This window comes from Brevundimonas sp. (assembly GCF_013823285.1).
In the GTDB taxonomy this organism is placed as follows: domain Bacteria; phylum Pseudomonadota; class Alphaproteobacteria; order Caulobacterales; family Caulobacteraceae; genus Brevundimonas.
Genome location: NZ_PNLV01000063.1, coordinates 1 through 15569, shown reverse-complemented (window position 1 = coordinate 15569; position 15569 = coordinate 1). Strand labels below are relative to the sequence as shown.

Sequence of the window (15569 nt, the reverse complement as noted above, 5' to 3'; positions counted from 1 at the left end):
TACCTCGACCCGATGAGCATGGGCGCGGACTATAGCAGCGAGGCGACGGCGGCAACGGCGGCCCCGAAGACGGTTCAGCCGCGCGCCCTGACCGTGCTGGGGCTGGAGACCAGCTGCGACGAGACCGCGGCCTCGGTGGTGCGCCAGATGCCGGACGGGACGGTTCAGGTGCTGTCCTCGGTGGTGCACAGCCAGATCGCGGAGCACGCCCCCTTCGGCGGGGTGGTGCCGGAGATCGCGGCGCGCAGCCATGTGGAGGCCATCGCGGGCACGGCGCGTCGGGCGATGGAGGAGTCGGGCGTGGGCTTCGACGGGCTGGACGCGGTGGCGGCGACCGCCGGGCCGGGTCTGGTGGGCGGCGTCATGGTGGGCCTCAGTTTCGGCAAGGCGGTGGCCCTGGCGCGCGGCATTCCCCTGATCGCCGTGAACCATCTGCAGGGCCACGCGGTGTCGGCCCGCCTGGCGGCGCCCGCGCCCTATCCCTTCCTGCTGCTGCTGGTGTCCGGTGGGCACTGCCAGCTGATGGAGGTGCGCGGCATAGGCGACATGACCCGGCTGGGCGCCACCATTGACGACGCGGCAGGCGAAGCCTTCGACAAGATCGCCAAGACCCTGGGCCTGGGCTATCCGGGCGGCCCGGCGCTGGAAAAGCTGGCGGAGACCGGAGACGGGAGCCGATTAGCCCTGCCCCGCGCCCTGCTGGGGCGAAAGGGCTGTGATTTCTCGTTTTCGGGCCTGAAGACGGCCGCGGCGAAGCTGGCGGCGACCTGCGAGACGGATCAGGACCGGGCCGATCTGGCCGACGCGGTTCAGAAAGCCATCGCGCGCCAGCTGACCGAACGGTCGGCGCGGGCCATGGATGACTATGCGACACGGCATGAGCACCGTCTGCTGGTGGTGGCGGGGGGCGTCGCGGCCAACCGCACGGTACGGGCCGAGCTGGAGCGCGCGTCGACCGCGCGCGGCTTTGATTTTCTGGCCCCGCCGCTGGCCTATTGCACCGACAACGCCGCCATGATCGCCCTGGCCGGGGCGGAACGACTGGCGCTGGGTCTGGTTTCGGACATCGACGTGGCGGCGCGCCCGCGCTGGCCGCTGGACGAGGCGACGGCCCTGGCCGACCCGCTCTACAAGACAGGCCGCAAAGGCGCGAAGGCGTAAGGGAGAACGCATGGGAGAGTTCCGCACGGCGGGGGTGATCGGCGCAGGCGCCTGGGGCACCGCCCTGGCGCAGGTCTGCGCGAGGGCCGGGCTGAAGACCACGCTGCAGGCCCGCGAGCCCGAGGTGGTCGAGAGCATCCGTGAGCGGCGCAGCAACGACCTGTTCCTGCCCGGGGTGACGTTGGAGGACGGCATCGCCGCCACCACCGAGATGGCGGAGCTGAAGGGCTGCGACCTGATCCTGGCCGTGCCGCCGGCCCAGCACCTGCGGGGGACACTGGAGGCGTTTCGCGACCAGACCGGCGGCGGCGCGCCGGTGGTGCTGTGCTCCAAGGGCATCGAGCGCGGCTCGCTGAAGCTGATGACCGAGGTGCTGGCCGAGATCCTGCCCGACACGCCGTCGGCGGTCCTGTCCGGCCCCAGTTTCGCCGGCGAGGTCGCGCGCGGCCTGCCCACCGCCGTGACCCTGGCCTGCGAGGATGAGGCGCTGGGCAAGGCCATCGCTGCGGCCATCGCCACTCCCACCTTCCGCCCCTATCTGGCCGATGATCTGGTGGGCGCCGAGATCGGCGGGGCCATCAAGAACGTGCTGGCCATCGCCTGCGGCATCGTCGAGGGCCGCGAACTGGGCCGCAGCGCCCACGCCGCCCTGATCACCCGGGGCTTTGCCGAGATCACCCGCATCGCCGAGGCGCTGGGTGGGCGGCCCGAGACCGTGCGCGGCCTGTGCGGGCTGGGCGATCTGGTGCTGACCTGCTCCAGCCCCCAGTCGCGAAACATGAGCCTGGGCCTGGCGCTGGGCCGGGGCCGGACGGTGGAAGAGGCGCTGGCCGGCAAGCGGTCGGTGGCCGAGGGTTATGAGAGCGCCCCGGCCGTGCGCGACCTGATCGAGAAGCTGGCGGTGGAGGCCCCCATCTGCACCGCCACCGCCGAGGTGCTGGCCGGACGCTGGAGCGTGGACCAGGCCATCGAGGATCTTCTGACCCGGCCGATCCGCGTCGAGGCGGACTAGTGGCGGAAACCCGCCCGCCCGAGACCCCGCCCGAGCGCAAACGGGTCTGGAAGACGCCGCCGGGCGTGGCCCTGTGCGCGGAGACCGACATCGCCGACCCCGGCTCGCGGGCCTTCGTGCTGCAGATCGGCGAGGCGTTTTTCCACGGCTTCGTGGTGCGCAAGGATGACCAGGTGGCCGGCTGGGTGGACCGCTGCCCGCACCAGGGTTTTCCGCTGGCGGTCGAACTGGACCGCTATCTGACCCGGGACGGCGAGCTGATCCTGTGCGGCTGGCACGGGGCTGTGTTTCAGCCCCTGACCGGCGAATGCGTGGGCGGGCCCTGCGCCGGAGGACGGCTGACGCCCTGGCCGGTGGAGGCGTCGGGCGGGATCATCCGCACGGCCTGAGGCCCGGGCGCCTCAGCGCAGCCCGTCCTCGATAGCGTCGATGTCGTCGTCGGACAGGCCGAAGTGGTGGCCGATCTCGTGGATCAGGACATGGGCGATGATCTCCGACAGGCCCACATCGCCGCGCTCGCACCATTCGTCCAGGATCGGACGGCGATACAGATAGACCCGCGAGGGCGTCGGCGACGGATCGAAGCCGGTGCGCTGGGACAGATCGACCCCGTGATACAGGCCGGTCAGCTCGAACGGGTCCTGCATGCCCATTTCCGACAGGGTCTCGGGATCGGCGAAATCGAGGATACGGAACTCCACATCGCCGGCGAAGGCGCGGAACCCCTCAGGCAGGCCGGCGAAGGCCGCCTCGGCCAAGCGGGCGAAGTCGTCCAGGGAGGGGGCGGTCTGGTCGGTCCAGGCGGGTTCGGCGTCGGTCATGGGGCTGATATCGGGCGTGCGGGCCGCCGAGGCAATGCAGCGGTCCGCACCGTGATGGATTTCGCCCGTTACGGGTTATGGTGAACGCCGAATCGGCGGGTGAGGACCATGGCTGAGGCCGACATCGCTTTTGTGGCCGCCGCCGGCGCGGCGGGGCTGGCCCTGTCGGTCAGCGCCTGGGCCTGGCGGCTGAGAAACCGCATGCTGACGCGCGCGTCGGCTGCGAACGCGCGCCAGACCGCCCTGGAATCGCGCCTGGCTGACCGCGACGCGGGTCTGGGCGCTTTCGGCGAAATCTACCTGGCGCTGACTCCGGACGGCGAAAGCGGCGTCATGGAGCCCCAGGGCGAGCCCGCCGACATCCAGCGGGTGCGGGCCGTGCTGCTGGGCGACCGGGAGGGCGATCTGCTGACAGCGCTGACCGCCAGCGCGCCGGAGAACGCCGACCGCCTGGAGCGCCTGCGGACCCAGGGCGCGCCCTGCGACTTCCTGGCCCGAACGCCGCGCGGCATTCTCCGGGTCCAGGGTCGGGCTGCGGCGGGCGCCGCCTGGCTGAAGCTGTCCAGCGAGGTGCTTCGCAGCCACGACGGCGCGGATGAGGCGGAGCCCCTGACGGAGCTTTCACCGGTTCCCTCGTGGCGCGTGGACGGGACGGGGCGGCTGGTGTGGGCCAACCGCGCCTGGCTGGAGGAGGTGAAGGCCGAGAGCGTGGCCGACGCCGTGGACCGGGGGCTGGGCTTTGACCGGGGCGCCGACGCCCTGATCGCCGAGGCCGCGCGGCTGGGCATGAGACAGGAAGGGTTCCGCTGGACCTCCGGCGGCGGACGGCGGCGGGCCTGGCGCATCATCGCCGAGCCGCTGGGCCGGACTGAGAGCGGGGAAGCCCTTGGCGCGGCGGCCTTCGCCCTGGATGTGACGGAGGCCGAGGAGACCCGAGACACCCTGCGCCGCCATGTGGAGGGGCACGACGAGACCCTGAACCATCTGGCCGACGCGGTCGCCATCTTTGGCCCGTCCAAACGGCTGGCCTATCACAACACCGCCTTCCAGCAGCTGTTCGGGATCGATCCGGCCTGGCTCGACGACCGGCCGACCCACGCCGAGCTGCTGGACCGCCTGCGCCAGCGCCGCCAGTTGCCGGAACGGGACGACTATCCGGCGTGGAAGACCCGCGAGCTGGAGTTCTACGGGGCCACCGAGGCCGCGCCGGACGACAGCTGGTCCCTGCCCGACGGGCGGACCCTGCGGGTGGTGCGCCAGCCGCACCCGCTGGGCGGGGTGCTGCTGCTGTTCTCCGACATCACCGGAGAGCTGGACCTGCGCAGCCGCTACAACGCCCAGATCCAGGTGCAGCGCGCCACCCTCGACAAGCTGAATGACGCGGTGGCGGTGTTCGGATCGGACGGGCGTCTGCGTCTGCACAACGAGGCCTTCGAGACCTTCTGGGGCGTGACCGCCGACCAGCTGGGCGAGGCCAGCGATTTCGATTCCCTGGCCGAGCTGTGCAAGCGCACCGCGCCCGATGCGGCCCTGTGGCTGGGGCTGAAGGCCCGGGTGGCCGATCCCGATCCGGAGAGCCGCGTGGCGGTGTCGGGCGAGACCCGCACCGAGGACGGAAGGCTGGCCGCCTGGCAGACCCGCCCCTTGCCCGACGGCGCGACCCTGGTGGCCTTCGCCGACGTGACCGCCCGGCGGGAGCTGGAGCAGGCCCTGACCGAACGCGAGGCGGCCCTGCGCGAGAGTCAGGAGCTGAAGCGCCAGTTCGTCGGCAGCGTCTCCTATGAGCTGCGCACCCCCCTGACCACCATCGTCGGCTATTCCGAACTGCTGGAGGCCCAGGGCCTTCTGGACGATCGGACGCGCCAGCACGCCGGGGCCATCCGGGTGGCGGCCAACCAGCTGGCCCGCTCCATCGACGACGTTCTGGACATGGCCCAGATCGACGCGGGCGAGATGGACCTGAGCCTGGGCGACGTGCAGGTCTGCGACGTGCTGGAGCAGTGCGCAGAGCGGGTGCGGGCGCGGATCGAGGGTCGCGGCGGCGTGGTCGAGGTGGTCTGCCCGGAGAAGATCGGCGCAGTGCGGGCGGATCAGAAGCGGCTGGTCCAGGCGCTGGATCATCTACTGGACAACGCCGCCCGCTCCATCGGCGAAGGCGGCCGCGTGACCCTGGAGGCCGCACGCGGCGTCGGGGAGACGCGGTTCCGCGTCACGGACACGGGCCACGGCATCCCCTATCACCTGCAGGCCCACGTCTTCGACCGCTACATCCAGCGCGAGAGGGGCGGGCCCGGCGTGGCCCTTGCCCTGGTCAAGGCGCTGATCGAACTGCACGGGGGCTGGGCCGAGCTGGAGAGCGAGCCGGGCAAGGGCGCCAGCTTCATCCTGCACCTGCCTCACGACGCCCAGCCCGCGGCCGCCCATCCCGAGCTGGGCCTCGAACTTCAGGAAGGCCGGGCATGACCAGACGGCTCAAGACCGCGCTGATCTACGATTTCGACGGCACCCTGGCGCGCGGCAACATGCAGGAGGTCAGCTTCATCCCCTCGGTGGGCATGGATATCGGCGACTTCTGGGCCGAGGCCCAGAGCCTGACCGAGCGGGCCGACGGCGACGGCATCCTGATGTACATGCAGCTGATGTTGGCCCGCGCCCGCGAGAACGGCCAGCCCATCACCCGGCAGGTGCTGCGGGAGCACGGCCATGACGTGAAACTGTTCGACGGGCTGAAGGCCGACCTGACGGGCCCCGGCTGGTTCGCGCGCATCGACGCCTTCGGCGCGCGCTACGGCCTGGACATCGAGCATTACATCGTCTCGGCCGGCCTGGAGGAGATGATCGACGGGTGCCCGATCCGCGACGCCTTCCGCCACGTGTTCGCGTCCAAATTCGTCTATGACGACCACGGGGTGGCCATCTGGCCGGCGGTGGGGGTCAACTACACCACCAAGACCCAGTACCTGTTCCGCATCAACAAGGGCGTGCTGAACCATTACGAGCACGAGCGCATCAACAAATTCATCCCCGACGACGAGCGGCCCATTCCGTTCGACCGGATGATCTTTCTGGGCGACGGCGACACCGACGTGCCCACCATGAAGATGATGCACACCAAGGGCGGCTTCTCCATCGCCGTCTATGATCCGCGCAATTCGGAGCGGGATCAGGCCAAGATCTATTCCCTGATCTCCGAGGACCGGGTGAATTTCGTGGCCGCCGCCGACTATCGCGAAGCCTCGCCTCTGGACCTGATCGTCAAGGGGCTGATCGGGCGCATTGCGGTCAACGCCGGGACCATGCCGGCGGATCAGTAGGACCTGCGGCGCCGGTTCCGGTTGCGCCTGTCGGCGGGATCGTTAGGGTTCGCAGAGAAACCGCAACACCCGTGGAGACTGAACGCCCGTGCGATCGCTGTCGGCTGTCCTGATCGGTCTGTTCCTGTGGCTTGCGGCTCTGCCCGCCGACGCCCAGGTGCAGCGCACCGAGCGCATCGCCGCCGAGCTGGTCCCCATGAGCCAGTGGGCCGCGCCGGGCTCCACCGCCGTGGTGGCCGTGCGCCAGGACATCGAGCCGGGCTGGCACACCTACTGGCGCAACCCGGGCGATTCCGGCGGCCCCACCGAGCTGGACTGGACCCTGCCGGGCGGGGTGGAGGCCGGCGAGATCGTCTGGCCCCTGCCCGAGCGGCAGCGGCTGCAGAGCCTGATGAACTACGGCTATTCGGACCAGGTCTACCTGCCGGTCCCCATCGAGATTCCGGCCGATGCGGCGCCGGGATCGGTCCTGTCGCTGTCGGTGGACGCCCTGTTCATGGTGTGCAGCGACCAGATGTGCGTGCCGGACCAACTGACCCTGACGCTGGACCTGCGCGTGAACGACGGCGAGGCCCCGCTGAACCGGGCGCACGGCGCGGTCATCGCCCGGATTCTCGAGACCGCGCCGCGCCCCGGCGACCTGACCGCCCGCGTGACGCGGCAGGGTGAAGAGCTGCTGCTGAGCGTGACCGGCGAAGCCCTGACCGACGAGGGCCTGTCCGACGTCTATTTCTTTCCCTTCGAGGGCGGGGTCATCGATCATCCGGCCGACCAGCCCGGCGAGCGCGGGACAAACGGCCTGAGCCTGAGCCTGACGGCCGGGCGGGCGATCCTGACTGGCGGCCTGAACAGCCCGATCGCGGGGGTGCTGTCCACGTCCAGGGGCGCGTGGGAGATCATCGCCGAGGTGGGCGAGCCGCTGGCGGGAACCACCGGCGAGGGCGCCCTGGCCGAGGGCGCGGCGCCCACCGGCGTGGGCGTCTTCCTGCAGGCGGCGCTGTTCGCCCTGATCGGCGGGGTGATCCTGAACCTGATGCCGTGCGTGTTTCCGATCCTCGCCATGAAGGCGGCCGCCCTGTCGGCCTCGGCCCATGAGCCGGGCGAGGCGCGGCGTGACGGACTGGCGTTCCTGGCCGGTGTTCTGACCACCTTCCTGATCCTGGCCGTGGCCCTGATCACACTGCGCGCCGCGGGGGAGGCGGTGGGCTGGGGCTTCCAGCTGCAGTCGCCGGGCGTGATCGCGGGGCTGGCCTTGCTGATGCTGGCCGTCGGTCTGAACCTGTCAGGCGTGTTCAATGTGGGCATGGCGGCGCAGGGGTTTGCCGAGGGCGGCGCGGGCGGGCGGCTGTCGCGCCTGCCGGGCGGAGCCGGGGCTTTCTTCACCGGCGTGCTGGCCGTTGTGGTGGCCGCGCCCTGCACCGCGCCCTTCATGGCCTTTGCGCTTGGGGCCGCGCTGATCATGCCCGCGCCCATGGCAGTGGCGGTCTTCCTGATGCTGGGGCTGGGCCTGGCCCTGCCCTATGTGGCGGTGAGCCTGTCGCCGGGCCTTCTGAAGCGGTTCCCGCGCCCCGGTCCGTGGATGGACCGGCTGAAGGGCGTGCTGGCCTTTCCCATGTACGGCGCGGCCCTGTGGCTGGTGTGGGTGTTCGCCCGCCAGGCCGGGGCGGAGTCCCTGGCCCTGCTGATGACGGGCGCCCTGATGCTGGCGCTGGGTCTGTTCCTCTGGGGCTGGCGCCAGGCGGCGCGCGCCGAGGGACGGGGCGGGGCGGCCAGCACGGTGGCCGCCGTCCTATCCATGGTCGCGGCGGTGGGGCTGACGGGCGCCGGCGCGTCCCTGGCCCGCGCGCCGGACGCTCCCGGGGCGATGGGGGGCGGAGATTCGGCCCTGTCCTCGACGCCGTGGTCACCCGAGGCGGTTCAGGCCGCGCGGGCCGAAGGGCGGGTGGTGTTCGTGAACTTCACGGCCGACTGGTGTGTCACCTGCAAGATCAACGAGCGCGCCGCCCTGGCGTCCGACCGCGTGCGCAGCGCCGTCGAGACCACAGGCGCCGTCTACATGATCGCGGACTGGACCCTCCGGGACGACGCCATCGCCCGGGAGCTGGAGCGGCACGGGCGTTCGGGCGTTCCGCTGTACCTGGTCTACAGGCCCGGTTCGGACGCGCCGCGCATCCTGCCCCAGTTGCTGACCCCCGGCCTGGTGGCCGAGGCCCTGAACGACGCCGCCTGATCCCTTTCGACCACCCAAGGAGCCCATCCCATGAAGATCCGCATCCTGGCCATGGCCGCCGCTTCCGCCCTCGTTCTGGCGGCCTGCAATCAACCGGCCGAGGCGCCCGCCGACGCCGCCGAAACCACCGAGACCGCCGAGGCCGGCGGCCAGATGGCCCCGGACTTCACCCTGGTCAGCACCGAGGGCGAACAGGTCAGCCTGTCCGACTTCCGGGGCCGGGTGGTGGTTCTGGAGTGGACCAACGAGGACTGCCCCTATGTGCGCAAGCACTACACCGGCCCGATGCAGGCGCTTCAGCAGGAGGCGACCCAGGACGGCGTGGTCTGGCTGACCATCATCTCGTCAGCCCCGGGCACCCAGGGCTATGTGGAGGGCGAGGACGCGCGCGGCTGGCGGGCCGAGTACGACGCGAGCTTCACCCACCTGCTGGCGGACCCCACCGGCGAGACAGGTCGGGCCTATGGCGCGGTCACCACGCCCGACATGCGCGTGATCGACGAGGAAGGCCGCATCATCTTCACCGGCGGCATCGACGACCGGCCCAGCGCGGACGTTGCGACGCTGGACGGCGCGACCAATTATGTACGCGCAGCGCTGGAGGACCACGGAGCCGGTCGTCCCGTGGCGACTCCGTTCGCCCAGCCCTATGGCTGTTCGATCAAATACGCCGACGAGCTTGAAGAGGGCTCGGAAGCCGCCTGAGCCCTCAGGAGGCCGGCTGCGGCGGAGCGAGGATGACGGCGGCGTTGTCGTCCAGCAGGTGCGACAGCTCGCTGAGGGCCACGCCCCGCTCGCGGTCGTCAGGCGCATTCTGAACCGCATCAAGGCGGCCCGGCATGTCCTCGGCGATGCCGCGCAGGATGCATTTCAGGTCGCCGTCCACATTGCGTTCGCGCAGGCTGACATGGCCCTGCATGTCCAGCGCGGCCAGGGCCTCGGCGTCCTGGCGGAAACCGGCGAAGGCAGCGGCGTCGAAGCCGGTCTCGATCCAGCCGTCGACGACCCCTTTCAGGGTTTGTGAGCGGGATACGATGTCCTGGAACAGGGACTCACCCGCCACCGGCGCCTCGACCGACGCCGTGGAGGCGGATGCGGCCGCCATGGCGGGATCAGTCAGCATCAGGGCGGCGGCGATCATCAATCCGCAGGACATGGCGGGCTCCTTCGGCGGCGATTCGACGGAATGCCGGTTGCCCTGACTTACGCGCGGCCCGTAAACGATGTGTTGACCCTGTTCGATCGCGCCCGCTTGCGAAGGAGCTCGCCATGGATCTCGACGCCGCTTGGACCGCCTTTGACTCCGTCGCCGCCCGCGATCGCGGCGTGCGCATCGTCGATCAGTTCGCCGCCGATCCGGACCGACTGTCGCGCCTGACGGTGGAGGCCGCCGGCCTGACCATCGACCTGTCCAAGCAGAGCTGGACCCGAGAGGGGTGGGAGGCGGCGCTTGGCCTGGCCCACGGGGCGGAGATCGAGGCGGCGCGGGCGCGGCTGTTCGGGGGCGAGGCGGTCAACTTCACTGAAGGGCGCGCCGTGCTCCACGCCGCCCTGCGGGCCCGCCCCGGCGGCGACTATCGCGCCCTGGGCGAACCGGTGTCGCGGGAGGTGGAGGCGGTTCGCAAGGCCATGGCGGACTATGCCGACGCCGTGCGTTCAGGCGACGAGACGGGCGCCACCGGCAAGCCGTTCAAGGCCGTCGTCCATGTGGGCATCGGCGGGTCCGATCTGGGACCCCGGCTGGTGTGGGACGCCCTGTCGCCCCGCGCGCCGGACGTCGAGGTCCGCTTCGTGGCCAATATCGACCGGGCCGAAATGGACCAGACCCTGACCGGGCTGGATCCCGAAACCACCCTGGTCATCGTGGTCTCCAAGACCTTCACCACCCAGGAGACCCTGGCCAACGCCGAGCTGGCCCGCCAGTGGCTGGCCGCCGCCCTGCCCGCTGACGGTCTGGACCGGCACTTCATCGGCGTTACCGCCGCGCCGCAACTGGCCGAGCGGTTCGGCTGCGGCCGCACCTTCGCCTTTCGGGACTGGGTTGGGGGACGCTACTCCCTGTGGTCGGCGGTGGGCCTGTCGTGCGCCATCGGCCTCGGGCCGGAGGTGTTCCAGCGCATGCTGGACGGGGCGGCGGACATGGATGCCCACTTCCGCGACGCGCCGCTGGAGCGGAACGCGCCGGTGCTGATGGCCGGAGCCGAAATCTGGAACGTCAACGGACTGGGACGCGGGGCGCGAACGGTGGCGCCCTACGGCCACCGCCTGCGCCGTCTGGCCGCCTTCCTGCAGCAGCTGGAGATGGAGTCCAACGGCAAGCGCATCCGCGACGACGGCTCGCCTGTCCCGCGCCAGACCTGCCCGGTGGTGTTCGGAGAGCCCGGAACCAACGGCCAACACGCCTTCTTCCAGCAGCTGCATCAGGGGCCGGAGACGGTGCCCGCCGACTTCATAGTCATCGCCCGCGACGAGGAGGACCGGCCCCAGCCCGCCCTGTGGGCCAACGCCCTGGCCCAGGCCGAGGCGCTGATGATGGGCAAGTCGCCGAAAGCGGCGCGGGACGAGTTGATCGCCGCCGGCCACACGCCCGCCGAGGCCGACCGCCTGGCGCCCCACAAGACCTTCCCCGGCAACCGGCCGTCCACCGCCATCCTGATGGAGCGCCTGACGCCCGAGACCCTGGGCGCCCTGATCGCCCTGTATGAGCACAAGGTGTTCGTGGAGGGGATCATCTGGCGCATCAACAGCTTCGACCAGTGGGGCGTGGAGCTTGGCAAGGCCATGGCCCGGACCATCCTGGGCGAGATCGAAAGCGGTCAGCCCCGGCCCCACGATCCCTCGACCACAGCCCTGATCGAGCATCTGTCCGACTGACGGCCAGGCGAAAGGGGCGGACCCTTTCGGACCCGCCCCTCGGAGAGAGATAGCTAACGCCGACCTGTAGGCCTACCAGCGACGGTCGTTGCGTCGATCCTGTCGCCAGTCCCGGCGATCGTCGCGGCGATCATGACGCCAGTCCCGACGGTCCGCGCGACGATCATAGCGACGGTCGTAGCGCTGGTTGTACCGACGCCATTCGTCGGCGTTGCGATAGTAGCGGCCATCCCGGTAGTAGCGCCCGTTCCTGTAATAGCGGCGGTCGTCATCGTCCGCGGTGGCGTATCCCAAGACCGCGCCGGCCACTGCGCCGCCGGCGATGTAGCTGCCGTCGCCGTTGCCGATCAGGGCGCCCGCTATGGCTCCGACGCCCGCGCCGATCAGGGCCTGACGCTCCCGGTCATCGGCCGACACGGGGGCGGCGGAGGCGGCGGTCAGGGCCAAGGCGCCTGCGGCGCCTGCAGCGATAGTACGGAAATTCAGCATGATCGGCTCCTTTCAGTCGCGTCCGCCAACGGACGGCATGTCTGGTGAGCTTGATCATACCCACCCGGCCTGAACGTCCCTGGAGGCCTCCGTTCATCCGCCGTTCAGGCTGAGGACAGTCTTGCGGCGCGTCCGGCCAGGCCATACCGTCGTTACGGGAGGCGCCCATGGGGTTTCGCGTTCGGTCATTGTGCGTCCTGGCGGCGGGCCTGCTGGTGTTGGCGGGAGCGCGCCCGATCCTGGCGCAGACCGGGGCACAGACCGGCGTGGGGTCGCGGGTGGCCGTCTCGGCGGACCCGGAGGTTCTGGCCCGTTCAGCGCGGGACAGCCGGGACGCGGGCGATCACAGGGCGGCGGCCGGCGCTTTCGCCGAGGCGGGCCGGGCCCTGATCCTGAACAATCACGCGGCGGGGGCGGCCGAGGCCTTCACGGACGCCGCCCGCTCGCACCTGGCCCTTGGCGACGTGGACGGCGCCTATGCGGTGCTGGCCGAGGCGGCCGCGCAGCTGGAGACGGCGGGGCCCGAAGCCCATGCGGCGGCGGGCCGGGCCACCGCGTCCCTGGCGCGCATCCGCACCAATCAGGGACGCTACGCCGAGGCCCTGATCCTGCTGGACCGGTCCGGGGCGCTGGGCGGCGACCGCCTGGACGGGCCGGGACAGGCGTCTCTGGCCTACGACCGGGCCCGCATTCTGGACTTTCTCGGCCGGGCTGAAGAGTCCGAGGGACATGCGCGCCGAGCCCTGGGCCTGCGCCGCGAGCATCTGGGGGAAGCGGACTCCCTGACCGCCGACGCCCTGAACCAACTGGCGGTCAGCCTGCAGGCTCAAGGCCGGTATGACGAGGCGGACCGGGCCTACCGCGACGCCCTGACGGTTTACGAGGCCGCCAACGGACCGGACCATCCCCATGTGGCCATCGCCCTGTCAAACCTGGGCAACATCCTTCGCCGCCGAGGCCGCGAGCATGCGGCCGAACCGGTCTATCGCCGCGCGGTGCGCATCGCCGAAAGTTCAGGCGACGATGAGCTTCTGGCCCAGTGCCTGACCAATCTGGGCTGGCACCTGCGCATGACCGGCCGTTCGCCCGAGGCCGACCCCGTCTTCCGCCGTGCGGCCGATCTGCTGGTGGAGGTGGCCGGGCCGGATCACCCGTTCACCGGCATCGCCTTCGCCAATCTGGCCCTGATCCTGGGCGATCAGGACCGGCATGCGGAGGCCGAGCCCCTGTTCGTGCAGGCCCTGGCGGCGCTGGAGCCCGCCGTGGGCACGGACAGCCCCGACATCCTGGCCACCCTGGACGGCTACGCCCACACCCTGGCGAAGCTGGACCGCAAGGCGGAGGCCGACGCCGTCTATGGCCGCACTCTCGACATCGCCCGCGCGCGCCTGTCGCCGGGGCATCCCGAGGCCATGCGCCAGACCGTGGCGGTGGCTGACTTCCTTCTGGACGACGGCCGCGCCGCCGAGGCGCGGCGGCGCCTGGACGAGGCGGAAGCCGCGCTGTTCCAGCGGATCGGCGCCGCCACAGGCCCGGGGGCAGGCGCCCTGCGCCGGACCCAAGCCCTGTTCGAGCGTCAGGTCCGGGCCAGCTGGACCCTGGCCCACCCGGCGCGCGCAGAAAATTCTCTGCCCCCAAACCCTTGACCCGCATGGGTCCGGGGCCTATCTCCCGCCTGCATTAGCACTCGGGCATGGCGGCTGCTAACAGGCGCGGCCCGGGCAGGAACTCGATCCTTTAAGGAGATCATACAGATGGCGTTTCGTCCTCTCGGCGACCGCGTGCTGGTCAAGCGCGTGGAAGAAGAATCCAAGACCAAGGGCGGGATCATCATCCCCGACACGGCCAAGGAAAAGCCCCAGGAAGGCGAAGTCGTCTCCGTGGGCCCCGGCGCCCGTGACGACAGCGGCAAGGTCAACGCCCTGGAGCTGAAGGCCGGCGATCGCATCCTGTTCGGCAAGTGGTCGGGCACGGAAGTGAAGATCGACGGCGACGACCTCATCATCATGAAGGAATCCGACGTCCTGGGCGTGCTTTCCTGAGCACCCGACGTCTGATTTCGCCAACATAATCATCTAGATAGGAGCTGCCGACCATGGCCGCCAAGATCGTACATTTCAACACCGACGCGCGCGACAAGATGCTGCGCGGCGTCAACGTCCTCGCCAATGCCGTTAAGGTGACCTTGGGTCCCAAGGGCCGCAACGTGGTCATCCAGAAGTCCTTCGGCGCTCCGCGCTCGACCAAGGACGGCGTTTCGGTGGCCAAGGAAATCGAGCTGGAAGACGCCTTCGAGAACATGGGCGCCCAGATGATCCGCGAAGTCGCTTCGAAGACGAACGACAAGGCGGGTGACGGCACCACCACGGCCACCGTCCTGGCCCAGTCCATCGTGCAGGAAGGCCTGAAGTCGGTCGCCGCCGGCATGAACCCGATGGATCTGAAGCGCGGCATCGACAAGGCGGTCACCGCCGTCCTCGCCGAGATCAAGGCCAACGCCAAGAAGGTTTCGGCCAACTCGGAAATCGCCCAGGTCGGCACCATCTCGGCCAACGGCGACGTGGAAGTCGGCGAGATGATCGCCAAGGCCATGGACAAGGTCGGCAACGAAGGCGTCATCACGGTTGAAGAAGCCAAGACCGCCGAGACCGAGCTGGACGTCGTGGAAGGCATGCAGTTCGACCGCGGCTACCTGTCGCCCTACTTCATCACCAACGCCGACAAGATGGAGGCCGATCTCGAGGAGCCCCTGATCCTGCTCCACGAGAAGAAGCTGTCCTCGCTGCAGGCCATGCTGCCGATCCTGGAAGCCGTGGTTCAGTCGGGTCGTCCGCTGGTGATCATCGCCGAGGACATCGAAGGCGAGGCCCTGGCCACCCTGGTGGTCAACAAGCTGCGCGGCGGCCTGCGGGTCGCGGCCGTCAAGGCGCCGGGCTTCGGTGATCGCCGCAAGGCCATGCTGGAGGACATCGCCGTCCTGACCGGCGGCCAGGTGATCTCGGAAGATCTGGGCATCAAGCTGGAAAACGTCACCCTGGACATGCTGGGCAAGGCCAAGAAGGTCACCATCACCAAGGACGACACCACCATCGTTGACGGCGTCGGCGAGAAGGACGCGATCGAGGGCCGCATCGCCCAGATCAAGCGCCAGATCGAGGACACCACCTCGGACTACGACAAGGAGAAGCTGCAGGAGCGTCTGGCCAAGCTGGCCGGCGGCGTCGCGGTGATCCGCGTCGGCGGCTCGACCGAGGTCGAGGTCAAGGAGAAGAAGGACCGCGTCGACGACGCCCTGAACGCCACCCGCGCGGCGGTCGAGGAAGGCATCGTCCCCGGCGGCGGCATCGCTCTGCTGAAAGCCACCAAGGCGCTTGAAGGCCTGAAGGGCGACAACGCCGATCAGACCGCGGGCATCGCCATCATCCGCCGCGCCATCCAGGCCCCGATCCGGCAGATCGCCGAGAACGCGGGCGTCGAAGGCTCCATCGTGGTCGGCAAGGTGCTGGAGAACAAGGACGCCTCGTTCGGCTTCAACGCCCAGACCGAGGAGTACGGCGACCTGGTGAAGATGGGCGTGATCGACCCCGCCAAGGTGGTCCGCACCGCCCTGCAGGACGCCGCCTCCGTGGCCGGCATCCTGATCACCACCGAAGCCGCCGTGGCGGACG

General features: G+C 70.2%; 14 protein-coding genes. 11 read left to right on the top strand and 3 right to left on the bottom strand.

The features are described from left to right. The first annotated feature begins 18 nt into the window (after window positions 1-18). From tsaD to C0461_RS09900, 3 genes are read left to right on the top strand one after another with little or no spacing between them, the layout of a single operon-like run. Window positions 19-1161 (top strand): tRNA (adenosine(37)-N6)-threonylcarbamoyltransferase complex transferase subunit TsaD, encoded by a 1143-nt coding sequence (tsaD, locus tag C0461_RS09910; RefSeq protein WP_292106328.1) that lies wholly within the window; start codon window positions 19-21, stop codon window positions 1159-1161. A gap of 10 nt (window positions 1162-1171) precedes the next feature. Further along, window positions 1172-2173, top strand: a complete 1002-nt coding sequence (locus tag C0461_RS09905; RefSeq protein WP_292106326.1) for an NAD(P)H-dependent glycerol-3-phosphate dehydrogenase — start codon at window positions 1172-1174, stop codon at window positions 2171-2173. Then, complete coding sequence (locus tag C0461_RS09900) at window positions 2173-2562, top strand: Rieske (2Fe-2S) protein (RefSeq protein ID WP_292106325.1); 390 nt, start codon at window positions 2173-2175, stop codon at window positions 2560-2562. Before C0461_RS09905 ends, C0461_RS09900 begins: the two co-directional genes overlap by 1 nt. Window positions 2563-2574: 12 nt before the next feature. Here the strand turns inward: C0461_RS09900 and C0461_RS09895 are convergent, their stop codons facing one another. Continuing rightward, the gene (locus C0461_RS09895; protein ID WP_292106324.1) at window positions 2575-2994 is read right to left on the bottom strand and encodes a metallopeptidase family protein; all 420 of its coding nucleotides are present in this window, start codon (window positions 2992-2994) and stop codon (window positions 2575-2577) included. A 108-nt stretch (window positions 2995-3102) separates the two neighbouring features. On the opposite strand from C0461_RS09895, the gene C0461_RS09890 reads away from it, so the two are divergent. From C0461_RS09890 to C0461_RS09875, 4 genes are all read left to right on the top strand, one after another. After that, window positions 3103-5457 carry an ATP-binding protein gene (locus C0461_RS09890; RefSeq protein ID WP_292106321.1) on the top strand — a complete coding sequence of 785 codons (2355 nt, stop codon included), beginning with the start codon at window positions 3103-3105 and terminating at the stop codon, window positions 5455-5457. Continuing rightward, window positions 5454-6308 carry an HAD family hydrolase gene (locus C0461_RS09885; protein ID WP_292106319.1) on the top strand — a complete coding sequence of 285 codons (855 nt, stop codon included), beginning with the start codon at window positions 5454-5456 and terminating at the stop codon, window positions 6306-6308. The genes C0461_RS09890 and C0461_RS09885 overlap by 4 nt, the downstream gene beginning before the upstream one ends. 88 nt (window positions 6309-6396) lie before the next feature. Continuing rightward, the gene (locus C0461_RS09880; protein ID WP_363378205.1) at window positions 6397-8538 is read left to right on the top strand and encodes a protein-disulfide reductase DsbD domain-containing protein; all 2142 of its coding nucleotides are present in this window, start codon (window positions 6397-6399) and stop codon (window positions 8536-8538) included. A 30-nt stretch (window positions 8539-8568) separates the two neighbouring features. Continuing rightward, window positions 8569-9243, top strand: coding sequence for a thioredoxin family protein (locus tag C0461_RS09875; protein ID WP_292106316.1), 675 nt, complete (start codon window positions 8569-8571; stop codon window positions 9241-9243). Window positions 9244-9247: 4 nt separating this feature from the next. Here C0461_RS09875 and C0461_RS09870 read toward each other — a convergent pair whose 3' ends face one another. Then, the gene (locus C0461_RS09870) at window positions 9248-9694 is read right to left on the bottom strand and encodes a hypothetical protein (protein WP_292106313.1); all 447 of its coding nucleotides are present in this window, start codon (window positions 9692-9694) and stop codon (window positions 9248-9250) included. Between the two features lie 113 nt (window positions 9695-9807). Here C0461_RS09870 and pgi point away from each other — a divergent pair, with 113 nt between their 5' ends. After that, a complete protein-coding gene (pgi, locus tag C0461_RS09865; protein WP_292106311.1) occupies window positions 9808-11412 on the top strand; it encodes a glucose-6-phosphate isomerase in 1605 nt (534 codons plus the stop codon). 72 nt (window positions 11413-11484) lie between these two features. Here the strand turns inward: pgi and C0461_RS09860 are convergent, their stop codons facing one another. After that, window positions 11485-11901, bottom strand: a complete 417-nt coding sequence (locus C0461_RS09860; protein WP_292106310.1) for a YMGG-like glycine zipper-containing protein — start codon at window positions 11899-11901, stop codon at window positions 11485-11487. 167 nt (window positions 11902-12068) lie between these two features. Between C0461_RS09860 and C0461_RS09855 the strand changes: the two genes are divergently transcribed. The 3 genes from C0461_RS09855 to groL form a co-directional block, all read left to right on the top strand. Continuing rightward, on the top strand, window positions 12069-13547 hold the full coding sequence (locus tag C0461_RS09855; protein WP_292106307.1) for a tetratricopeptide repeat protein: 1479 nt from the start codon (window positions 12069-12071) through the stop codon (window positions 13545-13547). Window positions 13548-13655: 108 nt separating this feature from the next. Further along, the gene (groES, locus tag C0461_RS09850) at window positions 13656-13943 is read left to right on the top strand and encodes a co-chaperone GroES (protein WP_021698725.1); all 288 of its coding nucleotides are present in this window, start codon (window positions 13656-13658) and stop codon (window positions 13941-13943) included. Window positions 13944-13996: 53 nt separating this feature from the next. Next, the coding region (gene groL / locus C0461_RS09845; protein ID WP_292106305.1) for a chaperonin GroEL at window positions 13997-15569 on the top strand (1573 nt) is incomplete at its 3' end.